Below are 12,972 nucleotides of genomic sequence, written 5' to 3'. Positions count from 1 at the left end.
GCTTAGACTTAGCCAGCACGGCGGGTTTTGCTGAAGAGCGAAAGCTGTTATCATATTTGCCGCTTTATGCGCCTGGCGTCATTCCGACAATGTGGGTCTGACATCACGCCGGGTACACACACCAAATACAGTGTTGCATGTAGGCTTTCGTGTGGCTTACCACTGCAATTTAAGGATATTAAATGCCAGTAATTACTCTTCCTGACGGCAGCCAGCGCGTTTTTGACCACCCGGTCAGCGTAATGGATATTGCGCTGGATATTGGTCCCGGCCTGGCGAAAGCCTGTATTGCCGGTCGCGTAAACGGTGAGCTGGTGGATGCGGTTGATCCCATCACCGACGATGCCCAGGTCGCAATCATCACAGCAAAAGATGACGCTGGTCTGGAGATCATCCGTCACTCCTGCGCGCACCTGCTGGGTCATGCCATCAAACAGCTGTGGCCCAATACCAAAATGGCGATTGGCCCGGTCATTGATAACGGCTTCTATTATGACGTCGATCTCGACCACACGCTGACGCAGGAAGATCTGGAACAGCTGGAAAAGCGTATGCACCAGCTGGCTGAAACCAATTACGCCGTGGTAAAGAAAAAGGTCAGCTGGCAGGAAGCACGCGACGTGTTTGCTGCACGTGGCGAAAGCTACAAAACCACTATCCTTGATGAGAACATCAGTCACGATGATCGTCCGGGTCTCTATCATCATGAAGAGTATGTGGATATGTGCCGCGGCCCGCACGTACCAAACATGCGCTTCTGCCACCATTTTAAACTGCAGAAAATTGCGGGTGCCTACTGGCGTGGCAACAGTGATAACAAAATGCTGCAGCGCATTTATGGCACGGCATGGGCAGATAAGAAACAGCTGTCAGCCTATCTGCAGCGTCTGGAAGAAGCAGCAAAACGCGATCATCGTAAAATCGGTAAACAGCTTGACCTCTATCATATGCAGGAAGAGGCGCCGGGCATGGTATTCTGGCACAATGACGGCTGGACGATTTTCCGCGAGCTGGAAGTTTTTGTTCGTACCAAACTGAAAGAGTATGATTACCAGGAAGTGAAAGGTCCGTTTATGATGGACCGCGTGCTGTGGGAAAAAACCGGCCACTGGGAAAACTACAAAGAGGCGATGTTTACGACCTCTTCAGAAAACCGCGAATATTGCATTAAACCGATGAACTGCCCGGGTCACGTGCAGATCTTCAATCAGGGTCTGAAATCCTATCGCGATCTGCCGCTGCGTATGGCAGAGTTCGGTAGCTGCCATCGCAACGAACCATCAGGTGCCCTCCACGGTCTGATGCGCGTACGCGGCTTTACGCAGGATGACGCCCACGTATTCTGTACTGAAGATCAGGTTCGCGACGAAGTAAACAGCTGTATTCGTATGGTGTATGACATGTACAGCACCTTCGGTTTTGAAAAAATTGTGGTGAAGCTGTCTACCCGTCCGGAAAAGCGTATCGGTACTGATGAGATGTGGGATCGCGCAGAGGTTGACCTGGCCGAAGCATTGAAAGAGAATGAGATCCCCTTTGAGTATCAGCCGGGTGAAGGGGCGTTTTATGGCCCGAAAATTGAGTTCACCCTGTATGATTGTCTCGATCGTGCCTGGCAGTGTGGCACGGTTCAGCTAGACTTTTCTCTGCCAAAACGTCTTGATGCCACCTATGTGGGTGAAACCAACGACCGTCAGACCCCGGTGATGATTCACCGTGCGATTCTGGGCTCCATGGAGCGCTTTATCGGTATACTGACTGAAGAGTTTGCCGGTTTCTTCCCGAGCTGGCTGGCACCGGTACAGGCTGTAGTGATGAATATCACTGACAGTCAGGCAGAATATGTCAGTGAACTGACAAAGAAACTGCAAAATGCTGGCATTCGTGTCAAAGCAGACTTGAGAAACGAGAAGATAGGCTTTAAAATCCGCGAGCACACATTGCGTCGCGTCCCTTATATGCTGGTTTGCGGTGAGAAAGAGGTGGAAGCAGGCAAAGTTGCCGTGCGCACCCGCCGTGGTAAAGACCTCGGGAGCATGGACGTAGATGTGTTTGTTGAGAAGCTGCAACAAGAGATTCGCAGCCGACATCTTCACCAATTAGAGGAATAAGGTTATTAAAGGCGGAAAACGAGTACAACCGACGCGTCCAAACCGTATTAACGGCGAAATCCGAGCCACCGAAGTGCGCCTCACTGGCGTTGACGGCGAGCAACTTGGCATTGTCTCTCTACGCGAAGCGATTGAGAAAGCTGAAGAAGCTGGCGTAGATTTAGTTGAAATCAGCCCGAACGCCGAACCGCCGGTATGCCGTATTATGGATTACGGCAAGTTCCTTTATGAAAAGAGTAAATCTTCTAAGGAACAGAAGAAGAAGCAGAAAGTTATCCAGGTTAAGGAAATTAAATTCCGTCCTGGTACCGATGATGGCGACTATCAGGTAAAACTCCGCAGCCTGATGCGCTTTCTGGAAGAGGGCGATAAAGCCAAAATCACGCTGCGTTTCCGCGGTCGTGAGATGGCGCACCAGCAGATCGGTATGGAAGTGCTTAACCGCGTCCGTAAAGATCTGTGTGAAGATATCGATCTGGCAGTGGTCGAGTCCTTCCCTTCGAAGATCGAAGGCCGCCAGATGATTATGGTGCTCGCACCCAAGAAGAAACAGTAGGCTTTCAAGTAATGATGCCGCGCAGCGTTCGCGCTGTGCGGGATTTATTCGCCTGTCTGGTTCATTTTTTTAACAATGCGAAGTGGATATTTGTAAAAATGCCAAAGATTAAAACTGTACGTGGCGCGGCTAAGCGCTTCAAGAAGACCGCCTCTGGCGGCTTCAAGCGTAAGCACGCAAACCTGCGTCATATTCTGACCAAAAAGTCTACCAAGCGTAAACGTCACCTGCGTCCAAAAGGCCTGGTGTCTAAAGGCGATCTGGGTCTGGTTATTGCCTGCCTGCCGTACGCATAAGTAAATTTTTTTTAATTCGCCTGTCGCGCTGTAAGGCTTATCGCCAGCAGAGCAACGGCAAAACAGAATATGATTAAGGAGAGCTCATGGCTCGCGTAAAACGTGGTGTAATTGCTCGCGCACGTCACAAAAAAATCTTAAAACAAGCTAAAGGCTACTACGGTGCACGTTCACGTGTTTACCGCGTTGCTTTCCAGGCTGTTATCAAAGCTGGTCAGTATGCTTACCGCGACCGTCGTCAGCGTAAGCGTCAGTTCCGTCAGCTGTGGATCGCACGTATCAACGCTGCGGCGCGTCAGAACGGTATGTCTTACAGCCGTTTCATCAATGGCCTGAAAAAAGCGTCCATTGAAATTGACCGTAAAATCCTGGCTGACATCGCTGTATTCGACAAAGCAGCCTTCGCTGCTCTGGTAGAAAAAGCGAAATCAGCTCTGGCGTAAGTCAGGTAAAAAAGGGAGCTTGCTCCCTTTTTTATTGCCTGCAACTCACGCAAAAGATTGACATTTTAGCCGCCGCGCATTTCAATAGGGCGGTTTTTAATTTTCGTAAGGTAACGCAAGCATGCACGCTGCTCTTTTCCGTTTCTTTTTTTACTTTAGCGCCTGACCATCAGGGGCTTGTGCGCATAAGAAAAGAAACGAAAAATCGCGCTGAAAGCCTCCCTCGTGGAGGCTTTTTTGTTTCTGGCGAGACTTAATCGGATCCCGGATCCCAACAAGAACTGACCAGCCCGGCTGGAAGAAGAGGAAATCATGTCCCAACTCGCAGACCTGGTGGCCCGTGCCACGGCCGCCATCGACGAGGCGTCGGATATCGCCGCTCTGGACGCTGTACGCGTCGAATTTCTGGGTAAAAAAGGGCACCTTACCCTGCAGATGACTACCCTGCGTGAACTGCCGGCTGAAGAGCGCCCGGCGGCAGGTGCGGTGATTAACGAAGCAAAACAGCAGGTACAGGATCATCTTAACGCCCGTAAAAACACGCTGGAGAGCGCGGCGCTGAATGCGCGTCTGGCAGCAGAAACCATCGATGTCTCACTGCCCGGACGCCGCAGTGAAAATGGCGGTCTGCATCCGGTAACGCGCACGATCGACCGCATCGAAAACTTTTTCGGCGAACTGGGTTTTGCAGTCGTGACCGGACCAGAAATTGAAGATGACTATCATAACTTTGATGCGCTGAATATTCCGGGCCATCACCCGGCCCGTGCCGATCATGACACCTTCTGGTTCGATGCCACGCGCCTGCTGCGTACGCAGACCTCGGGCGTGCAGATCCGCACCATGAAAACCCAGCAGCCGCCTATCCGCATTATCGCGCCAGGCCGCGTATATCGTAATGATTACGATCAGACCCATACGCCGATGTTTCACCAGATGGAAGGACTGATTGTCGACAAAGACATCAGCTTTACCAATCTCAAAGGAACGCTGCACGATTTTCTGAACAACTTCTTTGAAGAGGATCTGCAGATCCGCTTCCGGCCGAGCTACTTTCCCTTTACTGAGCCTTCAGCGGAAGTTGACGTGATGGGCAAAAATGGCAAGTGGCTGGAAGTCCTGGGCTGCGGCATGGTGCATCCTAACGTACTGCGTAACGTCGGCATCGATCCGGAAATTTACTCCGGCTTCGCCTTTGGTATGGGCATGGAACGTCTGACCATGCTGCGCTATGGCGTCACCGATCTGCGTGCTTTCTTCGAAAATGATTTACGTTTCCTCAAACAATTTAAATAAGGGCAGGTTATCCAATGAAATTCAGTGAACTCTGGTTACGCGAATGGGTAAATCCAGCCCTGGACAGCGCCGCGCTGTCTGAACAAATCACCATGGCGGGCCTTGAGGTTGATGGTGTTGATCCCGTTGCCGGCGCGTTTCATGGCGTCGTTGTGGGTGAAGTGGTGGAGTGCGGCCAGCACCCGAATGCAGATAAACTGCGCGTGACCAAAATCAATACCGGTGGCGATCGCCTGCTGGATATCGTCTGTGGCGCGCCTAACTGCCGCAAAGGATTAAAAGTCGCCGTCGCTACCGTGGGCGCTGTACTGCCCGGTGATTTCAAAATCAAAGCGGCCAAACTGCGCGGCGAACCCTCTGAAGGCATGCTCTGCTCCTTCTCAGAACTGGGTATTTCCGACGATCACAACGGGATTATCGAACTGCCAGCTGACGCGCCAGTAGGGTGCGACATCCGCGACTATCTGAAGCTGGATGACAATACTATTGAAATCAGCGTGACGCCAAACCGCGCAGACTGCCTGAGCATCGCCGGCGTAGCGCGTGATGTGGCCGTGGTTAACGGACTGCCGCTGACGGCACCTGCTGCAGAACCGGTAGCGGCGACGATTACCGATACGTTCCCGATTCGGGTTGACGCTACCGACGCCTGTCCGCGCTACCTGGGACGCGTTGTTAAAGGCATCAACGTGAAAGCGGAGACGCCGCTCTGGATGCGTGAGAAACTGCGCCGCTGCGGCATTCGCTCAATTGACCCGGTAGTGGATGTTACTAACTATGTGTTGCTTGAGCTGGGTCAGCCGATGCACGCTTTCGATCTCGACCGTATCAGCGGCGGCATTGTGGTGCGCATGGCGCAGGATAATGAGACGCTGACGCTGCTCGATGGCACCGAGGCAAAACTGCAGAGCGATACGCTGGTTATTGCCGATCATCAGCAGGCGCTGGCGATGGGCGGTATTTTTGGCGGTGAGCACTCAGGCGTAAATGAAGCGACGCGTAACGTGCTGTTTGAGTGCGCTTACTTTGATCCGCTGGCCATTACCGGCCGCGCACGCCGTCACGGACTGCATACTGACGCTTCGCATCGCTATGAGCGTGGTGTCGATCCGGCGCTGCAGCATAAAGCGATGGAACGGGCGACCCGCCTGCTGCTGGATATCTGCGGCGGTGAAGCCGGTCCGGTTATCGATCAGACCGATGCCAGCAAACTGCCGCCGCGTGCCACCATTACGCTGCGCCGTAAGAAGCTGGATCGTCTGATTGGCCACGTTATCGCTGATGAGCAGGTGACAGATATCCTGACCCGTCTCGGCTGCGAGGTAACCCAGGGCGAGGGCGAGTGGAAAGCGGTGGCACCGAGCTGGCGTTTTGATATGGCAATCGAGGAAGACCTGGTTGAAGAGGTTGCCCGCGTCTACGGCTACAACAACATCCCTGATGTGCCGGTAAAAGCCAGTCTGATTATGACGCAGCATCGCGAAGCCAGCCTGTCGCTGAAGCGGGTGAAAACGCTGCTGGTCGACAAAGGTTATCAGGAAGCGATCACCTACAGCTTTGTTGATCCCAAAGTGCAGCAGCTGCTGCATCCGGGCGAAGAGGCGCTCATCCTGCCCAGCCCTATCTCCAGCGATATGTCAGCGATGCGTCTGTCTCTCTGGACAGGTCTGCTCAGCGCAGTGGTTTACAACCAGAATCGCCAGCAGGGTCGCGTGCGCCTGTTTGAGAGCGGTCTGCGCTTTGTGCCTGATACGCAGGCCGATCTCGGCATTCGCCAGGATCTTATGCTGGCGGGCGTTATCAGCGGACACCGCGACGAAGAACACTGGGATCTGGCGCGTCAGCCGGTTGACTTCTATGATTTGAAAGGCGATTTAGAGTCGCTGCTGGAATTAACCGGGAAATCTGAAGCGATTTCATTCCGTGCGGCTGCCCATCCGGCGCTGCATCCCGGACAAACAGCGGCTATCTGGCTGGACAATGAACAAATCGGATTTATCGGGGTGGTTCACCCGGAGCTGGAACGCAAGCTGGATCTTAACGGTCGTACCTTAGTGTTTGAACTGCTTTGGAATAAGGTTGCAGACCGCGTCCTGCCTGACGCGCGTGAGATTTCACGCTTCCCGGCTAACCGCCGTGATATTGCTGTTGTGGTGGCAGAAAACGTCCCTGCAGCAGATATCATCGCAGAGTGTAAGAAAGTTGGCGTAAATCAGGTAGTTGGCGTAAACTTGTTTGACGTGTACCGTGGTAAAGGCGTGAACGAAGGCGAAAAGAGCCTTGCGATTAGCCTGATTTTGCAGGATACCAGCCGGACACTCGAAGAAGAGGAGATTGCTGCGACCGTTGCCAGATGTGTAGCAGCATTAAAAGAGCGATTCCAGGCAACCTTGAGGGATTGAACCTATGGCGCTTACAAAAGCTGAAATGTCAGAATATCTGTTTGAAAAACTCGGGTTGAGCAAACGCGACGCCAAAGAGTTGGTAGAGCTTTTTTTTGAAGAAGTTCGCCGCGCGCTGGAAAATGGAGAACAGGTTAAGCTGTCCGGATTTGGTAACTTTGATCTGCGCGATAAAAACCAGCGTCCGGGCCGCAACCCGAAAACGGGAGAGGATATTCCTATCACCGCGCGCCGTGTGGTGACCTTCCGTCCGGGGCAAAAGCTGAAAAGTCGCGTTGAAAACGCGTCACCAAAGGATGCTGACTGATTTCAGTATGATAAAAAGGCCGCTTAGCGGCCTTTTTTATTGCTGCGCCAGCCTGAAGGCTGTGGCTTTCTTTTTGCCATAATCTCTCTACAATCGTCTCATTCTCCTGCTTAACTGCCTCGCTTATGACTCTGCTGGATCAGCTTGCCCGTCAGACCGGTCGCCGTAGCCGGCATACATTAGTGCTGCTTGCCACGCTGCTGCTGCTGCTCAGCCTGATCAGTCTGTGCGCCGGCGAGCGCTGGCTTCTGCCTGCGCAGTGGTTTACCCCACAGGGCGAACTGTTTATCTGGCAGCTGCGTCTGCCGCGTACGCTGGCAGTCATTGCGACAGGCGCTGCGCTGGCGCTCTGCGGTACCGTTATGCAGGCGCTGTTTACTAACCCGCTGGCTGAGCCAGGGCTGCTTGGCGTCTCTAACGGCGCTGGCGTAGGGCTGGTACTGGGTGTATTGCTTGGCAGCGGCTCCCTGTGGAGCCTGGCGCTGGCGGCGATGGCTGGAGCACTGGTGGTCACGCTGATCCTGCTGCATTTTGCCCGTCGTCAGCTGGCCAGCAGTCGCTTGCTGCTTACCGGTGTGGCGCTGGGTATTATCTGCAGCGCGGTGATGACGTGGGCCGTTTACTTCAGTACCACGCTCGATCTGCGTCAGCTGATGTACTGGATGATGGGAGGCTTTGGCGGCGTTGACTGGCGCTATGGCTGGCTGATACTGAGTCTGATGCCGGTCACTGCCGCGCTATTGTGCAGTGCACGCACGCTGAATCTGCTGGCACTGGGCGAGACCTCTGCGCGTCAGCTCGGCTTATCGCTGCCGCTGTGGCGTAACCTGCTGGTGCTGGCTATGGGCTGGCTGACAGGGGTCAGCGTGGCGCTGGCGGGAGCTATCGGCTTTGTCGGCCTGGTTGTCCCGCATCTTCTGCGGCTGAGCGGCATCAGCGACCATCGTTATTTACTGCCAGCAGCCACGCTGGCAGGTGCGGTGGTGCTGCTGGCCGCGGATATTCTCGCGCGGCTGCTGCTGACGTCTGCTGAACTGCCGATAGGTGTGGTTACCGCGACGCTGGGCGCACCGCTGTTTATTCTGCTTTTAGCAAAATCTTCACGCTAGCTGCGGCTGGCGTTATCTGACGGACACAGGAGAACACCATGACGTTGTATCAGATCCCCCTGAAAACCCTTGACGGTACGGCGACCACGCTGGACGCCTGGCGTGACCGCGTACTGCTGGTGGTGAACGTCGCCTCCCGCTGCGGACTGACACCGCAGTATGAGCAGCTTGAATCCCTTCATAAAGCGTTTCAGGAGCGGGGTTTTAGCGTGCTGGGCTTTCCCTGCAACCAGTTTCTGGAACAGGAGCCGGGCACGAATGAAGAGATTCAGACCTTTTGCAGCACTACTTATGGCGTCACGTTCCCCCTGTTTGACAAGACGGACGTCAACGGCGTGCAGCGCCATCCGCTTTACCAGGCGCTGGTGAACGCGCAGCCGGAAGCTGAGCGTCCGGAGGGCAGCGGTTTTCTTGAGCGTATGATAGCGAAAGGCCGGGCGCCGGCAGAGCCCGGCGATATCTTGTGGAACTTCGAGAAGTTTCTGATCGATAAGCAGGGCAACGTTATCGCCCGTTTTTCACCCGATATGGCTCCGGATGCGCCGCAGGTACTTAAGCGTATTGAGCAGGCGCTGACCGCCTGACATGCTGCTGGCGTGTCAGGGGCTGAGCTGCCCCGGCCGTCTGGCACCGCTGGATCTCACTCTCGCGCGCGGTGAGTGGGTACATCTGGCAGGGGCTAACGGCGCAGGAAAGAGTACGCTGCTGGAAGCGCTAAGCGGTCTTGCCACTTCCCGCGGAGAGCTGCTGCTTAACGGCAGTGCTGTGGCTGCGCTGTCAGGACGCGCGCTGGCTCAGCAGCGTGGCTGGCTGCCTCAGCAGCAACCTGCGCCTGGCGCGATGCCGGTCTGGCACTACCTGCAGATGCACCTGCCGCGTAAAGCGGGTACTGCGCTGAATAACGTGCTGGCGCATTTGCTGTCTCAGCTGAGTCTGCATCACAAGCTGGGGAGTAACCTGACTCAGCTCTCCGGGGGAGAGTGGCAGCGGGTGCGACTGCTGGCGGTGATACTGCAAATTCATCCCGACATTAATCCTGAGGGCTGTCTGCTGCTGCTCGATGAGCCAATGAGTGCGCTGGATGTGGTACAGCAGCAGGGAGTCACCCGGCTTTTGCAGCAGCTCTGCGCCGCCGGCATTGGCGTGGTGACCAGCAGCCATGACCTGAACCATTCGCTGCGCTACGCAGATCGCGTCTGGTTACTGCATCAGGGAGCGCTGAAATATCAGGGCAGGGCGCATGAGGTGCTGACGGCCGCCCGGCTTGCGCCCCTGTATCAGACAGAGGTGACGGAAGTCGATACGCCGCAGGGGCGCCTGCTGCTGCTCTCCTGACTTGCGCACTGCGCGCGTTTACGGCTACAGTGTCTGCCGGATCGGGCTGACAGGGAACAGGCTATGCGGTTACTTATTCTGCTATTTGTGCTGATGGTCACAGGGTGCAGTCATCATGCGCCTCCGCCCGATTCCCGTCTCTCTGATCCTGCTGCCGTGCAGACCCGTCTCAACTATCAGCTTAGCCGCTGGCAGGGCACGCCTTACCGCTATGGGGGACTGAGTCCGCGAGGTGTTGACTGCTCAGGATTTGTCTTTCTGACGTTCCGCGATCGCTTTGACATCGCGCTGCCACGCTCCACACGCGCCCAGACCAAAATCGGCAAGCGTATCGATCCGCGTGATTTAGTACCCGGCGATCTGCTTTTTTTCAAAACCGGCAGTGGCGAAAACGGGCTGCATGTCGGGATCTATGCCAGCAACAATACCTTTATACACGCCTCAACCAGTAAAGGCGTGATTCGATCTTCACTCAATAATGTTTACTGGCAGCGGGTGTTCTGGCAGGCGCGCAGAATATGACAAGTTGCATTCTGAATGGATGAAATAGCGTGGTGAAAAGAGAGCATAATTCGCGCCATTATTTCTTTTTTTGATGAAATAAAACTCTCATTAAAATTGGTACTTTACCCCCGGGCAAATTAATACTAAAAATAGAGCTAAAGATTTTATCATTGTGGATATTAACCCGGCATATTTGGCTTAAGTATAATTTAATGATTAATAGCTTGCATTAGGCGCTAAAACACCTTCTCTTCTGCCGTTTGGCCCTATTGCCTGACTCTTTTCATTGATATACGATGCGTCCATTGCCACTGCCTCTGGCTGTAAAAAATGAAAGTCCATATTTCGGCCGACTATCAGTCGGAAACCTGGTTTTATCCGGCTTATACGCTGGAAGGCCAGCTCACCGCGGTTGAGCTGGTCACACAGTTTGTTCATGACAGTGCGCCAATTACGTTGCCTCAGGATTTACTGCTGCCGCAGCTCGATGCAAATCAGCAGCTAAGGCTGCTGCAGGCTCAGCTTTTAATACTGGAAAAACACCGTACTTTCTTTGAGCGTAATCAGGTTAATGCGCTAATGAGAATTGACGAATCGCTGGCCGAAATGCTGTTGGAAAGTGAAATTCTGTTAAGGAAATTTAAACAGCTGCCATTTATCGTAATGGACATCAGCGAAACGTTTCCGCAATTATCTGCCGGTAAGGCACATCCGATTTTATCCCGGCTTAATCATCAATTCCGTTTATCGCTTTCACAATTCGGTGCCGGTAAAGCGCCGGCAACGGCGGTCTATGATGCACTTTTTAGTGTCCTGAAACTGGATAAACTATTTATCCAGAATCTGGCGAAGCGTGCCTCTTTTATCCCTTTTATGCAGGCGGTTATCGATAATTTCAGCAGCTATACACAGCAGATAATTATTTCGGGTATCGATGATGCGCGCCTGTTGAGCAAAGTCAGCCATCTGACCGGTGTGCACATTCAGGGTAATGTGTTCCCGGTGGTTAAAGCGGAACGGTTAGACGATCTCATCATTCCTTTTCTGACGCAAACCACTCCCTCGCAGCAGTAATTCAGGCGCTGTTTTTCATAGACGCGCCGTGCCAGACTATCCTTTATTCTCGACACGCTATCCTGGTGCTGCATTATTAAGCACCTCTGGAGTATATATGCAATTTATCAATAGCTGGCAGCAGGAGCTGACCGGGTGTTACACATCGCTGCAGCCCACGCCGCTGGCGGGAGGACGTCTCCTTTATCATAACGCGCCACTGGCGGCGGAAATGGCGCTGGATGCTGAGCTGTTTGCCGGTGACGGCCACGGCGTCTGGAGCGGTCAGGCGTTGCTGCCTGGCATGGATCCGCTCGCTCAGGTCTACAGCGGCCACCAGTTTGGCGTCTGGGCCGGGCAGCTGGGTGACGGACGCGGCCTGCTGCTGGGTGAGCAGCTGCTTGCGGATGGACGTAAGCTGGACTGGCATCTGAAAGGCGCAGGCTTAACGCCCTATTCCCGGATGGGGGATGGACGGGCAGTGATCCGCTCAAGCGTGCGGGAGTTTCTCGCTTCAGAAGCGTTACACCATCTGGGTATCCCCGGGACGCGCGCCCTGGCGCTGGCCATAGGTGACGAGCCGGTGCTGCGTGAAACGCAGGAGCGCGGCGCGATGCTGATGCGTATCGCGGAAAGTCATCTGCGTTTTGGTCACTTTGAACATTTCTACTACGCGGGAGAGACGGATAAGGTACGCCAGCTGGCAGACTATGCGATCCGTCATCACTGGCCGCATCTGCAGGCGGAACCGGATCGCTATCTGCTGTGGTTCACGGATGTGACAGAACGCACCGCCCGCCTGATCGCGCAGTGGCAGAGCGCAGGCTTTGCGCACGGGGTGATGAACACAGATAACATGTCAATTCTGGGTCTGACGCTGGATTACGGTCCCTATGGCTTTCTTGATGATTACGATCCTGCTTTTATCTGTAATCACAGCGACTATCAGGGCCGCTATGCATTTAATAATCAGCCGACGATTGGGCTGTGGAACCTCAACCGGCTGGCACACGCGCTGTCAGGATTACTCTCTGCGGAGCAGCTGAAGCAGGCGCTGAGCCACTATGAACCTGAACTGATGCGGGTCTGGGGAGAGCGCATGCGGGCGAAACTTGGCCTGCTGACGCCGCAGGCAGAGGATAATGCGATTCTGAGCGAGCTGCTGGCGCTGATGAGCAATGAGCACAGCGATTACACCTTTACGTTTCGCCAGCTCAGCTATACCGGACAGCAGGAAACGCGCTCGCCGCTGCGCGATGAGTTTATCGATCGCGACGCGTTTGACAGCTGGTATAGCGGCTATCAGAAGCGGCTGCTGCAGGATGAAGCCAGCGACAGCGAGCGGCAGGCGGTTATGCAGGCGGCCAACCCGGCAATCGTGTTGCGCAACTATCTGGCCCAGCAGGTTATCGAAGAGGTGGAGCGGGGCGAAACGGCCGCGCTCCAAGAGCTGCATCTGGCGCTGCAGCACCCCTTTGATGAAGCGGCCAGCAGCGCAGCATTGCGCCAGCGGCCGCCGGAGTGGAGTAAAACGCTGGAGGTCAGCTGCTCCAGCTGATA

At 54.5% G+C, this 12,972-nt stretch carries 14 protein-coding genes and 1 other annotated feature; all 14 genes read left to right on the top strand.

Annotated elements, in window-relative coordinates; translation table 11 throughout:
* The first annotated feature begins 182 nt into the window (after positions 1-182).
* The 14 genes from thrS (at position 183) to B3041_RS09480 (ending at position 12,970) form a co-directional block, all read left to right on the top strand.
* Entirely contained in the window at positions 183-2,111 is a 1,929-nt protein-coding gene (gene thrS / locus B3041_RS09545; protein ID WP_065649490.1) for a threonine--tRNA ligase, read from the top strand.
* Between the two features lie 4 nt (positions 2,112-2,115).
* Entirely contained in the window at positions 2,116-2,667 is a 552-nt protein-coding gene (infC, locus tag B3041_RS09540) for a translation initiation factor IF-3 (RefSeq protein ID WP_039384061.1), read from the top strand.
* 98 nt (positions 2,668-2,765) lie between these two features.
* Positions 2,766-2,963 carry a 50S ribosomal protein L35 gene (gene rpmI / locus B3041_RS09535; protein ID WP_010275699.1) on the top strand — a complete coding sequence of 66 codons (198 nt, stop codon included), beginning with the start codon at positions 2,766-2,768 and terminating at the stop codon, positions 2,961-2,963.
* 86 nt (positions 2,964-3,049) lie between these two features.
* The gene (gene rplT / locus B3041_RS09530; RefSeq protein WP_039384062.1) at positions 3,050-3,406 is read left to right on the top strand and encodes a 50S ribosomal protein L20; all 357 of its coding nucleotides are present in this window, start codon (positions 3,050-3,052) and stop codon (positions 3,404-3,406) included.
* Between the two features lie 116 nt (positions 3,407-3,522).
* Positions 3,523-3,648, top strand: a sequence feature (Phe leader region).
* Complete coding sequence (gene pheM, locus B3041_RS09525) at positions 3,528-3,572, top strand: pheST operon leader peptide PheM (protein WP_139074214.1); 45 nt, start codon at positions 3,528-3,530, stop codon at positions 3,570-3,572. (Overlaps the previous feature by 45 nt.)
* A gap of 70 nt (positions 3,649-3,718) precedes the next feature.
* A complete protein-coding gene (gene pheS / locus B3041_RS09520; RefSeq protein WP_065649489.1) occupies positions 3,719-4,702 on the top strand; it encodes a phenylalanine--tRNA ligase subunit alpha in 984 nt (327 codons plus the stop codon).
* A gap of 14 nt (positions 4,703-4,716) precedes the next feature.
* On the top strand, positions 4,717-7,104 hold the full coding sequence (gene pheT / locus B3041_RS09515; protein WP_292971758.1) for a phenylalanine--tRNA ligase subunit beta: 2,388 nt from the start codon (positions 4,717-4,719) through the stop codon (positions 7,102-7,104).
* Between the two features lie 4 nt (positions 7,105-7,108).
* Positions 7,109-7,411 (top strand): integration host factor subunit alpha, encoded by a 303-nt coding sequence (gene ihfA / locus B3041_RS09510; protein ID WP_021506246.1) that lies wholly within the window; start codon positions 7,109-7,111, stop codon positions 7,409-7,411.
* 125 nt (positions 7,412-7,536) lie between these two features.
* Positions 7,537-8,520, top strand: a complete 984-nt coding sequence (gene btuC, locus B3041_RS09505; RefSeq protein WP_292971713.1) for a vitamin B12 ABC transporter permease BtuC — start codon at positions 7,537-7,539, stop codon at positions 8,518-8,520.
* Positions 8,521-8,558: 38 nt separating this feature from the next.
* Positions 8,559-9,104, top strand: a complete 546-nt coding sequence (locus B3041_RS09500; RefSeq protein WP_292971710.1) for a glutathione peroxidase — start codon at positions 8,559-8,561, stop codon at positions 9,102-9,104.
* Between the two features lies 1 nt (position 9,105).
* A complete protein-coding gene (gene btuD, locus B3041_RS09495; protein ID WP_292971707.1) occupies positions 9,106-9,855 on the top strand; it encodes a vitamin B12 ABC transporter ATP-binding protein BtuD in 750 nt (249 codons plus the stop codon).
* A 63-nt stretch (positions 9,856-9,918) separates the two neighbouring features.
* Positions 9,919-10,377: an NlpC/P60 family protein gene (locus tag B3041_RS09490; protein ID WP_065649484.1), complete on the top strand. Its 459-nt coding sequence runs from the start codon at positions 9,919-9,921 to the stop codon at positions 10,375-10,377.
* Positions 10,378-10,689: 312 nt separating this feature from the next.
* Complete coding sequence (locus tag B3041_RS09485; protein WP_065649483.1) at positions 10,690-11,433, top strand: EAL domain-containing protein; 744 nt, start codon at positions 10,690-10,692, stop codon at positions 11,431-11,433.
* A 97-nt stretch (positions 11,434-11,530) separates the two neighbouring features.
* Positions 11,531-12,970: a protein adenylyltransferase SelO gene (locus B3041_RS09480; RefSeq protein ID WP_065649482.1), complete on the top strand. Its 1,440-nt coding sequence runs from the start codon at positions 11,531-11,533 to the stop codon at positions 12,968-12,970.
* Positions 12,971-12,972 lie beyond the last annotated feature (2 nt).

This window comes from Pantoea sp. UBA4549 (assembly GCF_002387285.1).
In the GTDB taxonomy this organism is placed as follows: Bacteria; Pseudomonadota; Gammaproteobacteria; order Enterobacterales; family Enterobacteriaceae; genus Pantoea; species Pantoea borealis.
Note: the sequence above shows the minus strand (reverse complement) of the source record. Positions and strands in the feature narration are given on the sequence as shown.